13 protein-coding genes and 2 pseudogenes are annotated in these 21,061 nt (G+C 71.8%); 9 read left to right on the forward strand and 6 right to left on the reverse strand.

The features are described from left to right. Positions 1 to 381: 381 nt before the first annotated feature. The 3 genes from ACSHWO_RS34450 to ACSHWO_RS34460 all read left to right on the forward strand — a co-directional run bounded on the left by ACSHWO_RS34450 (position 382) and on the right by ACSHWO_RS34460 (position 7,177). The gene (locus ACSHWO_RS34450; protein WP_438318608.1) at positions 382 to 669 is read left to right on the forward strand and encodes a hypothetical protein; all 288 of its coding nucleotides are present in this window, start codon (positions 382 to 384) and stop codon (positions 667 to 669) included. A 190-nt stretch (positions 670 to 859) separates the two neighbouring features. After that, positions 860 to 1,015: a DUF7196 family protein gene (locus ACSHWO_RS34455; protein ID WP_361094270.1), complete on the forward strand. Its 156-nt coding sequence runs from the start codon at positions 860 to 862 to the stop codon at positions 1,013 to 1,015. Positions 1,016 to 1,693: 678 nt separating this feature from the next. After that, entirely contained in the window at positions 1,694 to 7,177 is a 5,484-nt protein-coding gene (locus ACSHWO_RS34460) for an Ig-like domain repeat protein (RefSeq protein ID WP_438318611.1), read from the forward strand. Positions 7,178 to 7,568: 391 nt separating this feature from the next. Here the strand turns inward: ACSHWO_RS34460 and ACSHWO_RS34465 are convergent. Next, positions 7,569 to 8,546 (reverse strand): annotated as a pseudogene (locus ACSHWO_RS34465) (PucR family transcriptional regulator). Between the two features lie 188 nt (positions 8,547 to 8,734). On the opposite strand from ACSHWO_RS34465, the pseudogene ACSHWO_RS34470 reads away from it, so the two are divergent. Further along, positions 8,735 to 8,902 (forward strand): annotated as a pseudogene (locus ACSHWO_RS34470) (IS256 family transposase); the annotation flags it as partial. A 46-nt stretch (positions 8,903 to 8,948) separates the two neighbouring features. Here ACSHWO_RS34470 and ACSHWO_RS34475 read toward each other — a convergent pair. Next, on the reverse strand, positions 8,949 to 9,824 hold the full coding sequence (locus ACSHWO_RS34475) for a LysR family transcriptional regulator (protein ID WP_438318614.1): 876 nt from the start codon (positions 9,822 to 9,824) through the stop codon (positions 8,949 to 8,951). A gap of 93 nt (positions 9,825 to 9,917) precedes the next feature. Here ACSHWO_RS34475 and ACSHWO_RS34480 point away from each other — a divergent pair, with 93 nt between their 5' ends. Together ACSHWO_RS34480 and ACSHWO_RS34485 are read left to right on the forward strand one after the other, a co-directional pair. Continuing rightward, positions 9,918 to 10,655 (forward strand): SDR family oxidoreductase, encoded by a 738-nt coding sequence (locus ACSHWO_RS34480; RefSeq protein WP_438318617.1) that lies wholly within the window; start codon positions 9,918 to 9,920, stop codon positions 10,653 to 10,655. A 188-nt stretch (positions 10,656 to 10,843) separates the two neighbouring features. After that, on the forward strand, positions 10,844 to 10,981 hold the full coding sequence (locus ACSHWO_RS34485; protein ID WP_438318620.1) for a hypothetical protein: 138 nt from the start codon (positions 10,844 to 10,846) through the stop codon (positions 10,979 to 10,981). 65 nt (positions 10,982 to 11,046) lie between these two features. Here ACSHWO_RS34485 and ACSHWO_RS34490 read toward each other — a convergent pair whose 3' ends face one another. The 3 genes from ACSHWO_RS34490 to ACSHWO_RS34500 all read right to left on the reverse strand — a co-directional run bounded on the left by ACSHWO_RS34490 (position 11,047) and on the right by ACSHWO_RS34500 (position 13,499). Next, positions 11,047 to 11,751, reverse strand: coding sequence for a fibronectin type III domain-containing protein (locus ACSHWO_RS34490; RefSeq protein WP_438318622.1), 705 nt, complete (start codon positions 11,749 to 11,751; stop codon positions 11,047 to 11,049). A gap of 34 nt (positions 11,752 to 11,785) precedes the next feature. Continuing rightward, positions 11,786 to 12,475 carry an AAA family ATPase gene (locus ACSHWO_RS34495; protein WP_438318625.1) on the reverse strand — a complete coding sequence of 230 codons (690 nt, stop codon included), beginning with the start codon at positions 12,473 to 12,475 and terminating at the stop codon, positions 11,786 to 11,788. 424 nt (positions 12,476 to 12,899) lie between these two features. After that, positions 12,900 to 13,499, reverse strand: coding sequence for a potassium channel family protein (locus ACSHWO_RS34500; protein WP_438318628.1), 600 nt, complete (start codon positions 13,497 to 13,499; stop codon positions 12,900 to 12,902). 618 nt (positions 13,500 to 14,117) lie between these two features. Here ACSHWO_RS34500 and ACSHWO_RS34505 point away from each other — a divergent pair. Then, a complete protein-coding gene (locus ACSHWO_RS34505) occupies positions 14,118 to 14,324 on the forward strand; it encodes a YceI family protein (protein ID WP_438319342.1) in 207 nt (68 codons plus the stop codon). Between the two features lie 85 nt (positions 14,325 to 14,409). On the opposite strand, the gene ACSHWO_RS34510 is transcribed toward ACSHWO_RS34505, so the two are convergent. Next, positions 14,410 to 14,799, reverse strand: coding sequence for a MerR family transcriptional regulator (locus tag ACSHWO_RS34510; protein ID WP_385807815.1), 390 nt, complete (start codon positions 14,797 to 14,799; stop codon positions 14,410 to 14,412). Between the two features lie 89 nt (positions 14,800 to 14,888). Here ACSHWO_RS34510 and ACSHWO_RS34515 point away from each other — a divergent pair, with 89 nt between their 5' ends. Next, a complete protein-coding gene (locus tag ACSHWO_RS34515) occupies positions 14,889 to 16,049 on the forward strand; it encodes an alkene reductase (RefSeq protein WP_438318631.1) in 1,161 nt (386 codons plus the stop codon). A gap of 547 nt (positions 16,050 to 16,596) precedes the next feature. Then, complete coding sequence (locus ACSHWO_RS34520; RefSeq protein WP_438318634.1) at positions 16,597 to 21,018, forward strand: nSTAND1 domain-containing NTPase; 4,422 nt, start codon at positions 16,597 to 16,599, stop codon at positions 21,016 to 21,018. The last annotated feature ends 43 nt before the right edge of the window (positions 21,019 to 21,061 follow it).

The following is a 21,061-nucleotide window of genomic DNA, read 5'->3' on the forward strand; positions in this document are numbered from 1 at the left end:
GGCTGGGGTGGTTGTCCCCTGTGGGTTCGGTGGTTCGTCGCGCCAGCGGCGGACAGTGGACTGACTCGGCCACGTTGTTTGCGTTCGAGCGGGCGGTGGCCGTGCTGATGCCGGCCGCCTCCGTCGGCGAGGTCGGCTTTGGCTTCCGCTTGACGGGGGTCGCCGTCGCCTCTCCTCGGCGCGGGTGAACGCCGACGAGGCCGCGTCGACAGGACTCCGTCGGGCCCAGGGCCCCGCTCCATGACCGCCGACCGCGCGGGGCGCGGGCCCCCGGACCGCGGGGCACCCCGGCGTTCCCGGCATTCCCCGCCGCTGCGCCCTTCCCGTCGGATTCCAGGAAACGCGAGAGGGGCGGGAAGTGGGAACCCTACGATGAACTCCATGAGTGCGCTGATCTTCTTCCTGTCGCTCGGCACAGTCTGTCGCGTCACGCGATTCATCACCAAGGACGCCCTCGCCGCGGGTTTTCGCTCTCGGGTCGCCGACCGTTTCGGCGAAGACTCCCACCCGGCGTATCTGATCACTTGCGGATGGTGCGTCAGCATCTGGGTTGCGGGCGCCGTCACCACGCTCGCCCACTGGGTCGGCGGCGAAACGTGGTTCCAGGCGGGCGCCATGGTACTCACCCTTTCCTATCTCACCGGTCTGGCGGCCAACTGGCTTGACTGAAGGTCACGTCGGGAGAAGCAGCAATATCGCCGCCGCATGTAAATATGACTATATGGCGTTGAGTGTCAGTGTGTGATGCCCGGGGATAAGAGGTAGAGGGAACGAGCCGGGGAGTCGGGCATGCCTCGGAGTTCCCCCGGCCCTCCCGCTTGACCGGCCGCAGGAGCGGCCGAACAGAAGGAGGAAGACCATGGCATGCAACTGCGGACGCGCCGGCCGGTCCACACTCGTCTACCGGCTGACCCTCCCCAACGGGGTCACGCGCGACTACCCCACGCGGCAGGAGGCCGACGCCGCCAACAAGAGGGCGGGTGGGGGCGGTTCCATCACGGCGGTCCGCCCGTAGGCCCCTGCCGGCATTGGGAAGCGGCCGGCTGCCCTGGAGCGCACCCCGCGGGGCATGGCGGGCACGTGTGCCCGCCATGCCCCGCACCGCACCACCGCGCAGGTGGTACGGCGCAGGCTCCGGTGGGTATCCCGCCCTCACTCCGGCGGACGCCGGAAGGCTGACGTCCGCACCGGCAGCCCCTCGACGTACCGCTCAGCCGTGCGCCGAGGGGCTGCGGCGGGGCCGTGACACCCCCGAGAATTCCGGACCCCACGGGGGAATACCACGGTTCGTCTCGGTGCCGAATCCTTCCTTTCGCACTTAAGCCCGCCAGACTGTCCCGGAAGCGCGAGTACGCCCCACCGGGCCAGGTTGTGCACACCCTGGAAGACGGCGGAGGAGGAAGCCTTTCCCTCTCGGAAGGGGCGACAATGCGCCGCGCGATTCGGGTTTAGCGCCTCTCGCGCGCCTGTGCGCGCTGAGCCGAACGAGTGGTATTACCTTCACCCGTCTAGCCCAGGTTCCCACCCGGAATGCTTACTGCTGGTGTCAGCAGGCTGATGTGCCCCCCTCCCCGTGGACTAAGGGCTCCTTCCGGAACGCCGCACCAGTATTTCCGCGTACGTTCCGCGCTCCGCCATACGGGTGAGAAGGAAATCGCCTGCTTTCGTGGGTCATCCGAAAGGGAGCCGTACCATGGCCAGTTCGATCACCACCGTGACCTCGGCACCGGATCCATCCATCTTCGGCCAGGCGGTCACCTTCACCGCCACCGTCCAGCCGGAATTCACCGGCGGCCCCACCCCGACCGGCAGCGTTGAGCTCGTCGTCGACGGCGTGTCCGTCACGACGGTGCCGCTCGACACGAGCGGCCAGGCACAGTACACGACCAGCGATCTGGAAGTCGGTCTCCACGGGGTGGAGGCCGACTACTCGGGCGACGCAGAGTACGACCCGTCCGCGGGAGCGGACACCCAAGAGGTCACCCTCGCAGAGACCACCACCACACTGGCCTTCGACCCCGAACCCTCGGTCTGCGGCGAGACGGTGACCTTCACCGCCCAGGTGACCCCCGTTCCGCCGGGCGCGGGAACCCCCACCGGGCTGGTGTCCTTCATCGTCAGCGACGACGGTCCGGTGCTGACCGCTCCCGTGGACGCAAACGGGCAGGCACAGGTCAGCATCAGCAACCTGGACGTCGGCTTCCACCAGGCAGCCGCCTTCTATACCGGCGACGCGAACTTCGACGGGTCGAACTCCCCCCTGATGCTCCACGTCGTCAACCCCGCACCCGTCTCGGTCGCAGTCTCGGTGGACCCCAACCCGTCGGTGTGCGGTCAGACCGTGACGCTCTGCGCCACCGTGGCGCCGACCTCCTCGGGCGTCGGCAACCCGTCGGGCTCGGTGACCTTCACCGGTCCCGGCGGGCTCAACGAGACGGTGCTGCTGGACGCGGGCGGCACGGCGTGCGTCGACACGACCGTGCTGGAGACCGGCACGGTCACCGTCTCCTACAGCGGTGACGAGTGCTACGCCGGCGGGACCGGGGCGACCGTCGACGTGACGGTCGACCAGGCGCCCAGCAGCACCGCCGTGTTCGTGCAGCCCGACCCCTCGGTATGCGGCCAGACCGTGTTCGTGTGCGCCAAGGTCGTCGCCACGCCCCCCAGCAGCGGCACTCCCACCGGAACCGTCACGTTCACCGGCCCCGGCGGTCTGAACGAAACCGCGACCCTGGACCCCGACGGCACGGCATGCGTCACCACGGCCACGCTGGAGAGCGGCACGGTCACGGCCGTCTACAACGGCGACATGTGCTTCCTCGCCTCGGCTGGGACCCTCGAGGTGACGGTCGAACCGGCGTCGAGCGCGGTGTCGGTGTCGGTGGAGCCCAACCCTTCGGTATGCGGCCAGGCCGTGACCGTGTGCGCCACGGTCACCGTGGAGGAACCCGGCAGCGGCACTCCCACCGGAACCGTCACGTTCACCGGCCCCGGCGGTCTGAACGAAACCGCGACCCTGGACCCCGACGGCACGGCATGCGTCACCACGACCGCACTGGAGACCGGCACGGTCACCGTCACCTACAGCGGGGACACGTGCTTCACCAGCTCGACCGGGACGTTCGACGTGACGGTCGACCAGGCCTCCAGCACCACTGCCGTGTCGGTGGAGCCCGACCCGTCGGTGTGCGGTGAGTCCGTGACGGTGTGTGCCACGGTCACCGCGGTGGCGCCGGGCAGTGGCACTCCCTCCGGAACCGTCACGTTCACCGGCCCCGGCGGACTGAACGAGACGTTGTTGCTGGACGCGGGCGGTATGGCGTGCGTCACCACGACCGTGCTGGAGACCGGCACGGTCACGGCTGTCTACAACGGCGACGGATGCTTCTCCTCGTCGACCGGCACCGCACCGGTTACCGTCAACCAGGCTGCCAGCACCACCACCGTGTCGGTGGACCCCAACCCCTCGGTGTGTGGGGAGTCTGTGACCGTGTGCGCTACGGTCACCGTCGTGGCGCCGGGCAGTGGCACTCCCTCCGGAACCGTCACGTTCACCGGCCCCGGCGGTCTGAACGAAACCGTGACCCTGGACCCCGACGGCTCGGCATGCGTCACCACGACCACCCTGGAAACCGGCACGGTCACGGCCGTCTACAACGGCGACGGATGTTTCCTGCCGTCGACGGGCACTGCGGATGTGGCGGTCAACCCGGCGACCAGTGCGGTGTCGGTGTTGGTGGAGCCCGACCCGTCGGTGTGCGGTGAGTCCGTGACGGTGTGTGCCACGGTCACCGCGGTGGCGCCGGGCAGTGGCACTCCCTCCGGAACCGTCACGTTCACCGGCCCCGGCGGTCTGAACGAAACCGTGACCCTGGACCCCGACGGCTCGGCATGCGTCACCACGACCTCGCTGGAGACGGGCACGGTCACCGTCACCTACAGCGGGGACACCTGCTTCTTGCCGTCGACGGGCACCGCGCCGGTCACCGTCAACCAGGCGTCGAGCACGGTGTCGGTGTTGGTGGAGCCCGACCCGTCGGTGTGCGGTGAGTCCGTGACGGTGTGTGCCACGGTCACCGCGGTGGCGCCGGGCAGTGGCACTCCCTCCGGAACCGTCACGTTCACCGGCCCCGGCGGTCTGAACGAAACCGTGACCCTGGACCCCGACGGCTCGGCATGCGTCACCACGACCTCGCTGGAGACGGGCACGGTCACCGTCACCTACAGCGGGGACACCTGCTTCTTGCCGTCGACGGGCACCGCGGATGTGGCGGTCAACCAGGCGACCAGTGCGGTGTCGGTGTTGGTGGAGCCCGACCCGTCGGTGTGCGGTGAGTCCGTGACGGTGTGTGCCACGGTCACCGCGGTGGCGCCGGGCAGTGGCACTCCCTCCGGAACCGTCACGTTCACCGGCCCCGGCGGACTGAACGTGACACTGGCGCTGGACACGGGCGGTACGGCATGCCTGACCACCAGCAGCCTCACCAGCGGTACCTACTCGGCCGTCTACAACGGCGACTCCTGCTTCGCCGGCTCGAGCGGGACCTTCGACGTGACGGTCAACCAGGCGTCGAGCACGGTGTCGGTGTCGGTGGAGCCCGACCCGTCGGTGTGCGGTGAGTCCGTGACGGTGTGTGCCACGGTCACCGCGGTGGCACCGGGCAGTGGCACTCCCTCCGGAACCGTCACGTTCACCGGCCCCGGCGGACTGAACGAGACGGTGTTGCTGGACGTCGGCGGCATGGCGTGTGTCACCACCACCGTGTTGGAGACCGGCACGGTCACCGTCACCTACGGCGGGGACACGTGTTTCGCCGGCTCGAGCGGGACCTTCGACGTGACGGTCAACCAGGCGGCCAGTACGACCGCGGTGTCGGTGGTCCCCAACCCGTCGGTGTGCGGTGAGTCCGTGACGGTGTGTGCCACGGTCAGCGCGGTGGCGCCCGGCAGTGGCGTCCCCTCCGGAACGGTCACCTTCACGGGGGCTGGGCTGAACTCGACGGTGCCGTTGAACCCCGACGGCTCGGCATGCGTCACCACGACCACCCTGGAGACCGGCACGGTCACGGCCGTCTACAACGGCGACGGATGTTTCCTGCCGTCGACGGGCACTGCGCCGGTCACCGTCAACCAGGCGTCGAGCACGGTGTCGGTGTCGGTGGTTCCCAACCCGTCGGTGTGCGGTGAGTCCGTGACGGTGTGTGCCACGGTCACCGCGGTGGCGCCCGGCAGTGGCGTCCCCTCCGGAACGGTCACCTTCACGGGGGCTGGGCTGAACTCGACGGTGCCGTTGAACCCCGACGGCTCGGCATGCGTCACCACGACCACCCTGGAGACCGGCACGGTCACGGCCGTCTACAACGGCGACGGATGTTTCCTGCCGTCGACGGGCACCGCGCCGGTCACCGTCAACCAGGCGTCGAGCACGGTGTCGGTGTCGGTGGTTCCCAACCCGTCGGTGTGCGGCCAGTCCGTGACGGTGTGTGCCACGGTCACCGCGGTGGCGCCCGGCAGTGGCACGCCCTCCGGAACCGTCACGTTCACCGGCCCCGGCGGACTGAACGTGACACTGGCGCTGGACTCGGGCGGTACGGCATGCCTGACCACCAGCAGCCTCACCAGCGGTACCTACTCGGCCGTCTACAACGGCGACTCCTGCTTCGCCGGCTCGACCGGGACCTCCGAGGTGACGGTCAACCAGGCGGCCACTACGACCGCTGTGTCGGTGGTCCCCAACCCGTCGGTGTGCGGTGAGTCCGTGACGGTGTGTGCCACGGTCACCGCGGTGGCGCCCGGCAGTGGCGTCCCCTCCGGAACGGTCACCTTCACGGGGGCTGGGCTGAACTCGACGGTGCCGTTGAACCCCGACGGCACGGCATGCGTCACCACCAGCAGCCTCACCAGCGGTACGGTCACGGCCGTCTACAACGGCGACGGATGCTTCTCCTCATCAACCGGCACTGCGCCGGTCACCGTCAACCAGGCGTCGAGCACGGTGTCGGTGTCGGTGGTTCCCAACCCGTCGGTGTGCGGTGAGTCCGTGACGGTGTGTGCCACGGTCACCGCGGTGGCACCGGGCAGTGGCATTCCCTCCGGAACGGTCACCTTCACGGGGGCTGGGCTGAACTCGACGGTGCCGTTGAACCCCGACGGCTCGGCATGCGTCACCACGACCACCCTGGAGACCGGCACGGTCACGGCCGTCTACAACGGCGACGGATGTTTCCTGCCGTCGACGGGCACTGCGCCGGTCACCGTCAACCAGGCGTCGAGCACGGTGTCGGTGTCGGTGGTTCCCAACCCGTCGGTGTGCGGTGAGTCCGTGACGGTGTGTGCCACGGTCACCGCGGTGGCACCGGGCAGTGGCGTCCCCTCCGGAACGGTCACCTTCACGGGGGCTGGGCTGAACTCGACGGTGCCGTTGAACCCCGACGGCACGGCATGCGTCACCACCAGCAGCCTCACCAGCGGCACGGTCACGGCCGTCTACAACGGCGACGGATGCTTCACGTCATCGACGGGCACGACGGGCGTGACCGTGAACAACGCCCAGACCGCGACCGCGCTCACCATCACCCCCAACCCCGCGGTCTGCGGTCAGCCGGTGACGTTGTGCGCCACGGTCACGACCATCGCGCCCGGCAGCGGCACCCCCACCGGGACGGTGACCTTCAGCGGGCCCGGCGGCTTCAGCCAGACGGTGGCGCTCAACGCGAGCGGCAAGGCCTGCGTCACCACCACCGCAGGCACCAGCGGCACGGTGAACGCCGTCTACAACGGAGGCCCCTGCCACAGTCCCTCCGCCGCCGCGGCGAACCTGACCGTGAACCCGGCTCCCACGACGCTGACGGCTGCCCCGGCGCAGATCCGGCTTCGGACGAACGGCACGTTCGTCATCCCGTCGATGAGCGCCACGCTCAAGGTCACTTCCAGCACCGCTCCGCTCGCGGGACAACTGGTCACGTTCAGGGCGAACACGCTGCCCGTGCCCACCGTCCTCGGGACCGCGCTCACCAACGCCAGTGGGGTCGCGACACTGGCCCCGCCGATGCTGCCGGTTCCCAGCACGGTGATCACGGCGACGAGCTACACCGCGTCCTTCGCGGGGACGAGTTGTTACGCCTCGTCCTCCGTGTCGGCGCCACTGACACTCGTCCTCTTCCCGCTCCTTCCCTGACCGCACGCCGTTCGCCGCTCCGGGAGCCACGGGCCGGAGCGGTGCCGGCTGACCGAGGAGGGCCGCCGCCCCGGTCAGCCGGCGAGCGCGAAGACACACGTGGTGTTGGGGAGAGAGATGAACCGGGGCGGCGCCGAGGTGGGACTCGGCGCCGCCCCGGCCCGATGCTCGGGCCGCCCTGCGCCGACAGTGTTGGCGGCGGCGGAGGAGGCCGCGCCGGTGGATTCCGGGCGGTTCGATCAGACCGCCCATCGGTTCGCCCGCGGGCCCGACGCACTCGAGAAGTTCCGTCACGGCGGGCCTCGACGCGGCTGAGAACCGGCCAGGGGATGAAGCCGCCTTACAGCGACCATCCGCGAAGTGTCGAGCATTCGGCCGGTGACGAGGTGGGTCACGCTCGCCCATCTCGTGCTCGGACGGGATCACGTGACGTCGGCGGGTCGTGGCGGGTGAGGGCATGGATGCGCTCCAGCCGGTACGTCAGGGCACGGACGCTGAGCGAGAGCCGCCGGGCTGCGTCGGTGGCCACGCAGCCGGCATCGAAGTAGGCGGTGAGCGTGTCGATGAGCGGCTGCGCACCACCGCGAGCCTGGGGCAGCGGACCGAGGGTGGAATCGACCAGATCGGCCATGGCCTGCCGGTCGCGGGCGAGGACCGGGTAGACGAGCAGGTCGGCGGCGTGCAGCACCGGCTCGGCCAGCTCCATCCGTTCCGCGAGGTCGAGGGCGTTGAGCGCCTCCTCGTAGGAGTGGACGACGCCGCCCGCGCCGGGATGGGCCCGGCCTATCGCCGCTCGGCCGCCGTCGGTGGCGGCGCACGCCTGCTTGGCGAAGTACGTCAGCACCTCCGGCTGGTCGCCCGGGGCCACGCAGACCAGGCGGCCGTCCTTGGTGGCCAGCAGGATGTGCCGGTTGCCACCGCGTAGCCGTTACCGTACGGCTCCGCCCCTGGGCCACGGCAACAGTATGGGCTTGCGGCAGCCGCAGGCCGAAACGCTCGGCGCGCTCGGCCGGACGACCAAGTCGCCGCCCCCGTACAGCAGGTCGTCGATGAACTCGCGGCGCTCCGCCTCCTGCCGGCGCACGGCGTGCTGTTGAGCGAGTTCGTACCCCTCGGCGAAGGCGTCAACAGCGCGCTCCACAACGACCCATAGGCCCGCGATGCGGGGGACCGTCCACTGCGACAGCCGTTCCAGGGCGGTGACTGCCATGGGGGTGAGTTCGAACGCCGTGCGCTGTACCACGTCGAAGCGGCGGGCTCCCGGAACGCAGTTGCTGCGGTAGTCGATGAGCCGGGCGAAGTCCTCAGCATCGGCGCGCAGGATCCAGTTCTCCTGTAGCGGCCGCCCCTCCTGCCGTGCCGGAGACACGTACAAGTAGCCGAGCCCGAAAGGGCCGAGGAGCCACTTGTAGCCGACCGTCACCAGGAAGTCCGGCCGCAGGCGCGAGGTGCAGCCCGGTCGCGTCGCCCGCGTGCAGCCGACGCTCAGCCGTCGCGAAGGTCGTCGACGACGAGGACGTAGCGCGTTCTACGACTACCCGGCCGAGCATCGGCTGCGGCGCCGGGTCCCGCTCGGCCGCCCTGGCGAGGACCTTCAAGATCATCAAGTCGGCCCAGGACCGCTGGCGCGCCGTCAACGCACCTCATCTGGTCGCCCGCGTTCGGGCCGGGGCCCGCTTCGACAAAGGCGTCCTCCTCGAACGCGAGGAGGCCGGTGCGGCCTGACCGGGCTTCGCGCCAGGCGGTAGGAACCGTCCGCCCCCACCGGCGGCTACCGGGAGGACGCGAGCCGTACGGCGGTTCTGACCAGGCTGGCCAGGGCTGGTGAGCGGCTGTGCGGGGGCCACGCGACGTGGGTGACGACCGGGGGCGCGTCGGTCAGGGGGACGGCGGCGTGCTCGGACCACAGCCAGGCGCGCGCGGAATCCGGTACGACGGCGACGGTGCGTCCCAGGGCGACGAGCTGCGCCAACTGCGTCTGATCGCGGATCTCGGGGCCGGGGCCGGGGGCGTAGACGCCGTGACGGGGCCAGCGCGCTGGCGGGAGGTCGGGGACGTTGCTTATGTCGGCCAGGGACAAGGTCCTGCGCGCGGCCAGGGGGTGGCCGGCGGGCAGGACGGCGAACTGGTTCTCGGTCATGAGCTCCTCGCTGTCGAACCCGGCGAGGGAGTTGAACGGCACGTGCATGAGCGCGACGTCGGCGCTGCCGTCGCGCAGCCGTGCCTCCTGGTCGCACATGCCGCACTGCAGGACCTCGACCTCAGCGGCGTCGGGCTCGGCCGCGTAGGCGTCGAGGAGCTTTTGCAGTAGTTCGTGAGCCGCTGCGGTCTTCACGGCCAGCACCAGACGGGTGCGCTCCCCGCTCGGGTCGTCCGCTCCGCCGGCGCGGCGGGTGCGGCGCGCGGCGGCGGTGGCCGCGTCGAGCGTCGCCCGGCCCTCGTCCAGCAGCACCGCTCCGGCATCGGTCAGTGCGACGCCGCGGCGGTTGCGTTCCAGGAGGCGGACGCCGAGACGACGTTCGAGCCGCTGGACCGCCCGCGACAGCGGAGGCTGGGCCATGCCCAGGCGTGCGGCGGCCCGGCCGAAGTGCAGCTCCTCGGCGACGGCCACGAAGTATCTCAGCTCACGGGTCTCGAGGACGTCCACCGCGACAGCGTACCCCTGCGATACCCACCGGGTATCACAGCCAACCCGATCGGTGTTGGCCGGCGCGCTCACCTGGGAGCGAGCATGGACGGCATGAGCGAAACGAAGACCGCGCTGGTCACTGGTGCGAACAAGGGAATCGGCTACGCGATCGCCTTCGGGCTCGGAGCCCTCGGATATCGCGTGGCCGTCGGAGCGCGGGACGCGGCCCGGCTCGAGAGCGCCGTCGAGAAGCTGCGCGCCACCGGCGCCGAGGCGTTCGGCGTGCCGCTGGAGGTGACCGGCGACCAGAGCGTCGCCGACGCCGCGGAGCTGATCGAGCGTGAGGCCGGACGGCTGGACGTACTGGTCAACAACGCGGCCATCTCCGGAGAGATGGGTCCGGGCTGGGTGCAGGACCCGACGTCCCTCGACCTCGACCTGGTCCGCACGGTCGTGGAGACCAACGTCATCGGCGTCATCCGGGTGACGAACGCAATGCTCCCGCTGCTGCGCCGCTCGTCCTCCCCGCGCATCGTCAACATCTCCAGCAGCGTGGGTTCCATGACCCGGCAGGCCGACCCGGGCATCGAGCTCGGAGCGATCATGGCGGCCTACGCGCCGTCGAAGGCGTTCCTCAACGCCCTGACCGTGCAGTACGCCCGGCAGTTCGCCGACACAGACATCCTGATCAACGCCGCCTGCCCCGGTCTGTGTGCGACCGACTTCACCGGTTTCTTCGGGAACCGCACCCCGGAGCAGGGCGCGGCCACGGCGATCCGGCTCGCCACGCTGCCGGACGACGGCCCGTCCGGCGCGTTCTTCGACGACGAGGGCGTCGTCCCCTGGTAAGCGACCAGTCGTCCTGGACGCGAGGCCGACTCACACGTCGGACGCGCGACACGGAGCCTGCCCGCGCCGGCCCGGTCAAACAGAACGACGCGCACTGCCCGCCGCACCCCGTCTGGGAAGCGCCGCTGACCGCACCCTCGTGATCGGCCGGTTTGCGCGCAGTAGCAGGCGCTGTCGACCGTGGTCACATGAACGCCCCCTGGGCACAGGACGCGAACGGCAACTTCGTCCCCACGAGCTACGGTCATCGTTTCCCGAGGCCGGTCATCGCCAGCCTGCAACGACTGCCCGCGGAACCCGTACGCGTGCCCGTGCCGGAGGGCTGAGCGGCATCGCGCTGCCGCGCACGGCTTTCGCGGCGGCGTGTACCGGGGGCGGCCGACGAAGGCGGCTACGAGATCGTCCGCCGCGACACCACTCGGCGTGAACACCACGCCAGCGTCGAGATCCACTGACCGGATCGCGGGGCGACCTCACCGAATGGCTGGCCGCCCGCGCAACCCGGAGCACGTCCTGGCCGCCAGGTGCCGGGGAAGAGGTAAGCGATGCCACGGTGCGTGGTGTCGACGACGAACTCGTCGGCGGAGGACTGGCTGCCGTTGGTGGTGTTGCGGACCCAGACGCGGCATCCGGCCGCCTGTGGGGAGCCCGAACAGGTGAGTTGCACCGTGGTGGGGTCGGTCGAGGTCACCTGGAGGTTGCGGGGCGCAGGCGGGGTGGCCGCCCCGATGGTGACGACTCGCCCGGCGCCCGGTATGCCGCCGCCCGCGGCGTTCCACGTCACGACGGCCACGGCGTAGTGGTGGCCGGGTGTGAGGCCCTCGATGTGGATGGACTTGCCGGTGACCGAGGTGCTGTCGATGATGGCGCCCGGGGTGTCCTTGTCGAAGGTGATCACCTGGTAGCGGTCGATGGTGCCGGTGTACGGGCCGCTGGGGCTGCCCCAGACGACATCGAGGCCGGTCGCGGTGGCCGTGGTGACGATACCGACGGGCGGCGGAGTGGTCTTGGGATGCGCAGTGGCCCTGACGGCCGGCGACCAGCCCGACTTCACCGTGTCGCCGTTGTCGGTGCGCACCTGGTACTCCCACTCCATTCCGTCCTGGGTCAGCCGTACCGCTCAGGCCCGCTCAGGCTGGAGGGAGCCCGAACGTCACCGTCGTGATGCGATCCCGCTGCCCACGGTCGAACACCACCACGGAGCTGATCCCGGGAACCCTGGCCAGACCACCACGATCGACCTGCGCCAAGAGCCTCGCCAGCCCTCGTTGGTGCAGGGAGAACACCCGCTGCGACGCCAGCCGCCGACGAGCACGCTGACCCGACAGGGCTTCTTCGGAACCGACGTCCAGAACCACCATGTGCAGGGGGCGTCCGGCCCCGCGCGCGGTACGGGCCAGCCACCAGCGCATCCAGCTCCTGCTTCCGCAGTCGTGGATCAGGAGGGGACCGCCGCGGCGCAGCTCGCGACGCAACCAGCACATGTGTCTCAGCCGTGCCGCTGGCCGGTAGAGGGCATAGGGAAGCCACGCCGGCATCCACGCCTCGAACGACGAGCGTGTGACGCGGGGATCCACCACACAGGCGGAACCGGACCAGGCGCGAAGCAGCGTGCTCTTCCCGCTCCCGGGAAGCCCGCAGACCACGACCGCCGCGTCGAACGGGTACGAGAGCCGTACATCCCGCCCGGCAGCCCCGCGCAGATCAAGCACTCCGCACGGAGCGGTGAGAGGGCTCAGGCACGAGCCGTCGACCCGGCCGGAAACCGGCCGGGATATCGGCCGGCTTCCGACCGGGCCGGTGCTGATGGGTGTACTCACAGATACAAGCCGTCCGTACGAGGTCCAGAGACCTTCGACAGTACGTCACCCCTCGACCTTCGGGTGGGGGCGTACGACGGACTACGGGGAACACGCGGAGCGGACCGGCTCGCCGGCACCAGCGGTTCGATCCGGTCCCGTGTCGCATCAACACGTCGAGGACTTCCGCCGGGATGCCGCCGACCGTGCTGCTGGCGCAGCCCGTGGAGGGCGACGAGGAGAGGCTCAATCTGGCCCCGCCGACGCGCTGGAAACCCACCGTGACCACTGCCGGGTCGCCGACCGCGCCGATGATCCCGATGCCTCCGCCAACCTCGACGTCCCCGCCCTGGCCAGCCGCACCCCTGCCTGAAGGAAGCCCTGCTCGGCAGGTCCCCGATGGGTCCTTTTGACGCCGCCGCCCCTCCGAGCCCTCCGCAGCCGGTCAGTCCGGTCGAGGGCGATCTTTCGCTTCCCCCTCGCGCACGGCGGTTGCCATGGTGCTCTTGCGCCGTCGGCCCTGGCGAGCCGCATTGACGATGACCTTGATGGCCAGTCCGAAGACGGCCAGGTCGGAGAGCATCTGCCCGGTGACAGCCAGCTGGGCTGCCTCGGTTCTGGCCGTGAAGTCACCGAAGCCGACGGTGGAGAACACGCTGACGGCGAAGTAGATCCCGTTGGTATGGGAAAGGCGTCTGCCGAAGCTCCCGGGAGACTGCGCCGCCATGGCGACGTAGGCGGCGGCGAACAGCAACACGAAGAACGGGACGCTGACGGCCAGCGCCTCGACGGCCCGCAGCCACGGGTAACGAGACCGGAGGACCGAGGTGACCTGAACGGCGACCAGGACGACGAACCCCACGAGACCGGTGAGCAGCATGGCGATCGCGGAACCCATCGAGGAGCGGTCCAGGGGTACCACGTAGTACACGGCCACCAGTACGGCGACCGAGCCGACCACGCGCAGCGCGGTCCAGATGATCCGGCGGAACGAGGGCCAGTCCTCTGGTTCGTCCTGGGGCACCGTTCCGGCGCCGGCGGTCACGATGGCCGCCGGACGCTGGTGACCGCAGCCCGGGAGGGCGCGCGGTCGACGTGCCGCACGCCGATGCTCACCGGTCCGGGTGTAATGAAGAACGACATGAGGGAGAACACCACCCCAATCGGCCGTGACTCGTGGCCGGAGCCGATGGGGTCTGCCGAAGAACGATGCGGGAGACGGCCAGTATGCCGATCCAGAGCCCGCTGTTAGCGAAGGCGCGCTGGATCAATCCCCCTGCGCCCTGTTCGGCCGGACCAGCACACGATCGCAGCGCGAGAACGCACTCGAGTACGCGCGTGCCGGAACCCCGTCCCCGATCGCGTCGCCCCGTCGGCGCCCGGTCGCCGTGGCAGACGGCGGGGCCCAGGACGTACTCCTCCAACCGCTCCGCCTCGGTGAACCCCGGCTTCGCCGCGACACGTACCGAGCGGTCGTTGGCGGCCTGGGCGGAGAGCACCACCGGCTCGCCGGGGAACGCGTCGGTGAACCGGCCGAGCGCCGCCGCGCATCCCGGGACGGCGTACCCGGGTCCCCGCGCCTCCAGCAGGGCCGCGCCGGGCCGGTGGGGGTGCTCCAGCCCGATCAGTCCACCGTGACCGTGCGCAACAAGTCCCAGTGGGCATGCTGACCGTGACCGGGACCTTCCCCCGTTGGCGGCGAGGGCGAGGTCGCTGCCGACGGCACCGCCACTTTTTCGGCGACCTGGTCACCGACGCCGCGTCCCCGGGCACCGGCCACGCCAAGCGCGACGCGTACCTGCGCGCTGCCGACTTCTTCGACACCGACCGGCACCCGCAGCTCGTCATTGGCTTCGTATCTACGCGATGAGGGAGCCCACCAGGAGGCGGCCCGCCGCGCGGACCGGACCGTCGCGGCCGGCACTGCAGCGGTCGCCACCGGGACGGGGTGCGGATCAAGCTGCCGTACGGGCTCCGCGGAGGGCGGGGGGCTGCGACGCCAGCTCTATCGCCTCGTCCAGGGTGTCCCGGGACCGGACCAGGTCCATGATCATCCGGTCGATGCGCTGCCGCTCGTGCTGCAGTTCGGTGACGAGTCTGCCGGTCGCCCGTTCCGACGGCCCTCCGTCCGCGTCCCGCAGGCACGGCAGGAGCTCCGCGATCTTCGAGCTGTGCAGCCCCGCGGCGAACAACGCCTGGATGCGGATCACCCTGTCCACCGCCCACGCCCCGAAGTCGCGGTGCCCCCCGGGTGTCCGCTCGGCGGTGAGCAGACCCTGCTGCTCGTAGTAGCGCAGCGACCGCTCGCTCACGCCCGTGCGCTCCGCCAGCTCCCCGATCCGCATGTCCCCACCCCGCCTGTCGTGCCGTCCGTCCGTACCCGCCGTGCGGCGGCCTTGAACCTGACATCCGTGTCAGTTCCTACGGTACGGCCATGACAGAGACGACCCCGACTCCCCGCCTGTTCCAGCCCGCCCCGCTCGGCCCGCTCCATCTGCCCAACCGCCTGGTCATGGCCCCGCTCACCCGCAATCGGGCTGGAGCCGACGGCGTCCCCGGCGTCCTGATGGCCACGTACTACGCCCAGCGCGCCTCGGCCGGCCTGATCATCGCGGAGGGCACCACCCCGAACCGTGAGGGACAGACCTACCCGGACATCCCCGCGATCCACGACCCGGCGCACGTGGTCGGCTGGCGGCAGGTCACCGGGGCGGTGGCCGAGGCCGGCGGCACGATGTTCCTCCAGCTCCAGCACGGCGGCAGGGTCGGCCACCCGCGTACCAGCGGACTGGTGCCGGTCGCCCCGTCGCCTGTCCCGCTCCCGGAGACCATCCATTCCCACGGCGGGCGCGTGGCGCCGGCCGTGCCGCGCGAGATGACCCTCCAGGACATCCGGTCCACGGTGACCGACTTCGCACGGGCCGCCCGCAACGCCGTCGAGGCGGGTTTCGCCGGCGTGGAGGTGCACGGGGCCAACGGCATGCTCCTCCACCAGTTCATGGCGGCCAACACCAACCGCCGCACCGACGCCTACGGCGGTCCGGTGGCCCACCGCGTCCGGTTCGCGGTCGAGGTCGTTCGCGCCGTTGCCGAGGCGATCGGCCCCGAGCGGGTGGGCCTGCGCATCTCGCCGGCGAACACCGTCAACGGCATCGACGAGGGCGAGGAGACGGCCCGCCTCTACCGAGCCCTCCTCGCCGGCCTGTCCGACCTGGAACTCGCCTACCTCCACCTGGAGTTCGCCGATCCCTCGGATCCCCTCTTCGCGCGGATCCGGGACGACTGGCCCGGCACCCTGATGGCCAACCCGGCCCTGGGCTGGCCGGCACCGCTACCCGAAGACGGCGGTCGGGCCGCCGGTGAACGGCTGTTGGGCGCCGGAGCCGACCTGATCGCGCTGGGGCGTGCCTTCCTCGCCAACCCCGACCTCGTCGAACGGCTGCGCACCGGTGCGCCCCTCAACCGGATCCGGGAGGAGTACACCATGTACGTGGGCGGGGCCACGGGCTACACGGACTACCCGACACTGGCCGAGATCCCGGCACCGGCGCCTCGCCCCACGACCGACCCCGTCGCGATGTCGGTCTCCGGGTAGCGCCGGCCGGTGTGCGGGGGCGGGCGCCGTTCCAGGGGGAGGATCCTGGCGGCTTGGCCTGGCCTTGCCTGGCCAAGCCCGGTCCAGGGCCCTGGCCCAGGGTCGGACGCGGACCTGCCGAGGCCGCCCGGGTCGGTGTCGCGCGCCGGTGGACCGGGGAGTCGAAGAACGCGCTGGCGGTGCGCGAAGGCGGCTACGACCTGCAGGCGTTGCCGGTGGCGTCGCCCTGGACCGCTCGTCAACGCGCCCGTGCGGCGCCGGTCCCTCGGGCCGACGGTGTGCGCGGCCGCCGGCTCCGGGGGTGCACGGAGGGGTCCGGAGCGCGCTTACGACCCCGCCGGAGGCCCTCGGCCGGTGCTCCCGAGCGAGTCGGGACTGCTTTCCGGCCGCCGGTTCCCGGCCCTGATCGTGCCGCGGCGACCCGTTGGGGCGGTCAGGGGCGAGGCGGGCCGACGCCCTTCGCGACCCCGTCTCGCTGGTCTGAACAAGGCTGCAAGATAGGAGAGTTGACGTAAGGTGGTGGCCTTCCGGCGGAGGGGGGCCGACGGTGACCGCCGTTCACGACGACGACGTGCTCTCCCGGGCCGTCGTGCGGATCCGCGACGGCGACGGCGACGTGGTGGGGGCAGGGTTCCTCGTCGACGCCGATGTCGTGTCCACCTGCGCCCATGTCGTCGCCGCCGCGGCCGGACTGTCCGAGACCCCCGACGCGGCCCCCGCCGCCCCCGTACGCCTGGACTTCCCGATGCTCCGCGACCAGGGCACCGGCGCGCTGCGCACCGCCCGCGCCGCCGTCGTCGCCTGGCGCCGGATCAACGACGACGACACCGGTGACGTCGCCCTGCTCCGCCTGGACCGCCCCGTCGAGGGCAGCCGGCCGGTACCGCTGGTGGACGGCACCCGAGTGTGGGAACACCCGTTCCGCACCATCGGGTTCCCCGCCCACGCCCCCCACGGCGTCTGGACGCTCGGCACGCTCCGCGGCCCGCAGGGCGCCGGCTGGCTGCAGATGGAGACGGCGGCCGGGGAGCCCCGGATCTCCCCGGGGTTCAGCGGCTCCCCCGTTTGGGACGACGAACAGCGCGGGGTCGTGGGCATGACGGTGGCCGCCGAGCGTGCCGCCGGTACCACCACCGCCTACCTGATCCCCTCGGCGTCGCTCATGGACGAGCGGGTGCTGCGGCCCCGCTGCCCGTTCCGGGGCCTGGCCGCCTTCACCGAGGCCGACGCCGACCTGTTCCACGGCCGCGCCGAGGAGACGCGGCAGCTGCGCGAGGCCGTCGCCGGCCATCCGCTGACGCTGGTCGTCGGCCCCTCCGGCTCCGGCAAGTCCTCGCTGGTGCGGGCCGGCCTGCTGCCCCGGCTGATGGCTGACGGGCTGACGGTCTCCGAGCTGCGGGCCCTGCCAGGGGCGGCCCCCGCCGCAGCGCTGGCCCGGGCGCTCGTGCCGGTGCTGGAACCGGGGCTCGGCGAGGTCGGCGGGCTCCGGGCGGCCGTCGACCTCGCCGGGCTGTTGTCCGAGGAGTCCGCGGGCGCGTTGCGGGCCCGACTGCTCGCGCACGCCGGACCAGGAGGGCACGTACTCTTCGTCGACCAGCTGGAGGAGTACGCCGGGGCCCGCCCCGACGACGCCCGGACCCTGCTGCGGCTCCTCGTGGCCCTGGTATCGGACCAGCCGCCTCCCTCCGGCCTGCCGCCGGTTTCCGGCTCCGTGCCGCCGCCCGGCTCCGTGCCGCCGCCCGGCTCCGCCCCGCCGCCCGGCTCCGGTGCGTCCGCCGTCCGGTCTTCCCCCATCGGCCAAGTGCTCCGCGTCGTCGCGACCGCCCGGCCCGAGTCCCTCGACGCGCTGGTCACCTCCGACACCGCCGACCTGCTCAGCGGCGGCGCCACGCGGTTCCTGGCCCCGCTCTCCGCCGCTGGGCTGTACCAGGCCGTCACCGCCCCCGTCGAGACCGTCCCCGGCCTCTGGTTCGAGGCCGGCCTGCCCGAACGGATCGTCGCCGACGCGGCGGACGAACCCGGCCGCATGCCGCTGGTGGAGTTCGCCCTGACCCGGCTCTGGGAGCAGCGGGACCGGTCGATGCTCACGCACGCCGTCTACGACCGGCTCGGCGGCGTGGCGGGAGCCCTGGTGGGCTACGCCGAGGAGGCCCTGAGCACGCGCCTGGCCGAGGGTGAGGAGTACCTCGCGCGGCGGCTGTTCGCCCAGACCGTACGACCGGCCGACGGCGGCGGGTTCGCGCGCCGCCCCGCCCCCACGGCGGACCTGGACCCCGCCCTGCGGGACCTCGCCCACCGGCTCGGCCCCACCAAGCTGCTCGTCCTCGGCCGGGGCCCCGACGGCGCGGAGACCGTCGAACTCGCCCACGAGGCCCTTGCCACCCTGTGGCCCCGGCTCGGCCGCTGGCTGGCCGAGTCCCGGGACTTCCGCCACTGGCAGGAGCAGCTGCGCCGGGACCTCCAGCGCTGGCAGGGCCAGGGCCGTGAATCCGGCGCGCTGCTGCGCGGCGGCATCCTCGCCACCGCCTCGGACTGGCTGGAGCGGCGGCCCGAGGACATCCCCGACGGCGAGCGCGCGTACATCCGCCAGAGCGAGCGCCACCTGCGGCGCGGCGCCCGCCGCTGGCGGACGGTGGCCGCCTGCCTGACCGTCCTCACCCTGCTCGCGGCCGGCCTGGCGGTGGCCGTCCAACGGCGCGGAGCGGCGGTCGAGGCCCAACTGCGCACCAGTGCCTCCCGCGTGCTCGCCGACCTCTCGCACCGCCACGAGGCCGGCGAGCTCTCGCTGTCCCTCCAGTTCGCGATGGCCGCATGGCGCACCGGCGACACCGCGGAGGCGTACGGGGCGCTGCTGCGCCAGTATCCCCGCGGCCAGCAGCTCACGGCCAGCCACACCGGCCTGTGGTCCGGCCGGTTCCTCGACATGCGGACCACCCCGGACGGCCGCACGAGCGTGGTGCGCACCTCCGGGCCCACTGGGAAGCCGACCTTCACCGTGGTCACCGGTCTGCGGGAGAACCAGCCGCGGCACCGGGAGTTGCGGAACGTCCCCACAGCCGTGGCCGAGGGCCAACACAGCGCCCTCAGTCCCGACGGCCGCAGCTACGCCCTGGCCGGGTCGGACGGCAGCGTGTGGGTGTGGGACCTCACCGCCGACGGGCCGCCCCGCGCCCTGCCGTCCCAGGACGCGCAGGGCCGGAAGGTGAACGGAGCCACCCTCGACTTCAGCGGCGACGGGCGCCGGCTGCTGCGGATGGTCCACTTCTACGACGCCACCGCTTCCCGGGGCGAATTCGACCGCTACGCCGCGCTCTCCGCCTGGGAGCTGTCCACCGGGCAGCGCCTCGACACGCCCCGCGACCTGGTGCCCGGGGATCCGCGGGACGTCGCCTTCACCGCCGACTCCGGCCAGGTGGTGTTCACCGCGCAGTACGACCCTCCGAAGACCGGACAGACGGTGATCCGGGATCTGCTGACGGGCCGCCAGGTCCATGCCTTCGAGCAGGGACAGGACCTCACGGTGATCGCCGGCGGGGGAGAACTGATCGCCGAGGAGAGACGCCCGGATCCGTCACGGGAGTTCGTCGCGCGGGTCTTCCCGGCCACCGCCGTACCCGGTCCGGGGACGACGCTCCCCACCCCCTCGCAGGGCGTGACCACCTTGGACGACCGGATGGACACGACCCGTGAATACGCCGTCTTCAGGCAGGCACCGACCCGCGGCAAGGGCTACGTGGAGCTCACCCTGATGTCCCTGCGCACCGGCAAGGCATACCGCACCCGCACACCGGTCCTCGGGGACGACACGCCGCTCACCGTCATACCCGCCGACGACGGCCGCGTCACCGTCCTCGTCCCGGCGGCGGACTCGCTGCTGACGGCCGGGGCCGCGCCGGTGGAAGCGGTGGACCGGGTCGGCCAGCCCACCGACTTGGACAACGGCGCCCTCTCCCCGGACGGGACGCTGGTCGCGCGGATCGACGAGAAGTCCCTGGAGGTGATCACGGTGGCCGGCGGAACGGCCCGGAAGGTGCCCCGGGACGCCACCGTCGGGAATCCGTCCCCGCCGATCTGGACGGCGGACTCCCAGTGGGTGGTCCTGGAGCGGCGCGGGGACGCGGCCCCGGTGGCGTACCGGGCGGCCGATCCGACCCACCGCGTGGACCTGGTGTGGGAGGCGGGCGCCGACGAGCCCGGCAGGCGGGGCGCGGAGGCGATCGAGCCCGTCGGCGGCAGCGAGCTGGCGGTCCTCACGCGGGACGGCCGGCTGATCCTGGTCGACGCCGCCACCGGCCGGCAGGCCGGGCCACCGGTCCGGACGGTCCACAAGGGCGAGGCGGAGAAGACGAACCCGTTCACCGCCTACGGGCAGTTGCGCGCCCGCCCCGGGCACCCCGACGAGATCGCCGTGACGGGCGGCGGGACCGCCGTCGGCACCGTGGAGATCTGGAGCATACGGACCCGTACCCGCCTGCACGCCTTCGCCGTGGGATCCACCCTCAAGACCCGCTTCGAAGCCTCGGATCCGACCCCGCTGCGGTTCAGCCCCGACGGCAACCGGCTGGTGACGGCCCATACGGACGGGTTCCTGCGCCAATGGGAGGTGCCGGGCGGCGCCCCCGTCGGCCGCGCGATCGCCGCGGGCGGCGCCGACGTCGTCGAGCTGGTCGGCTTCGGGGCGAAGGACACGCTCATCACCTTCGGACGCGACTACGAGATGCAGTTCTGGGACCTCGGCAGCGGACTGCTGCTCGCCAGTCACCCGGTGCCGTCCGACCTCGGCTTCACGTTGCGCGGAGAGCGGCTGCTCATCGCCGGCGACGGCTGGTACCAGGACCTGGACCTGCGGCCGCGGGAGATGATGAGGACCCTCTGCGCCGCGGCGGGCCGGGACTACACCCCGGCCGAGCGCGCGCTGTTGCCCTCCGGCACTCCCCGCACCCCGCCGTGCGAGGGCCTCCCCGGGTGAGGCGGCCCGAGGGGCGGCAGGGCGTCAGCGCACGCCTCGGCTT

It is taken from the genome of Streptomyces pallidus (ex Mingjun et al. 2026) (assembly GCF_051550185.1).
Lineage (GTDB): Bacteria > Actinomycetota > Actinomycetes > Streptomycetales > Streptomycetaceae > Streptomyces.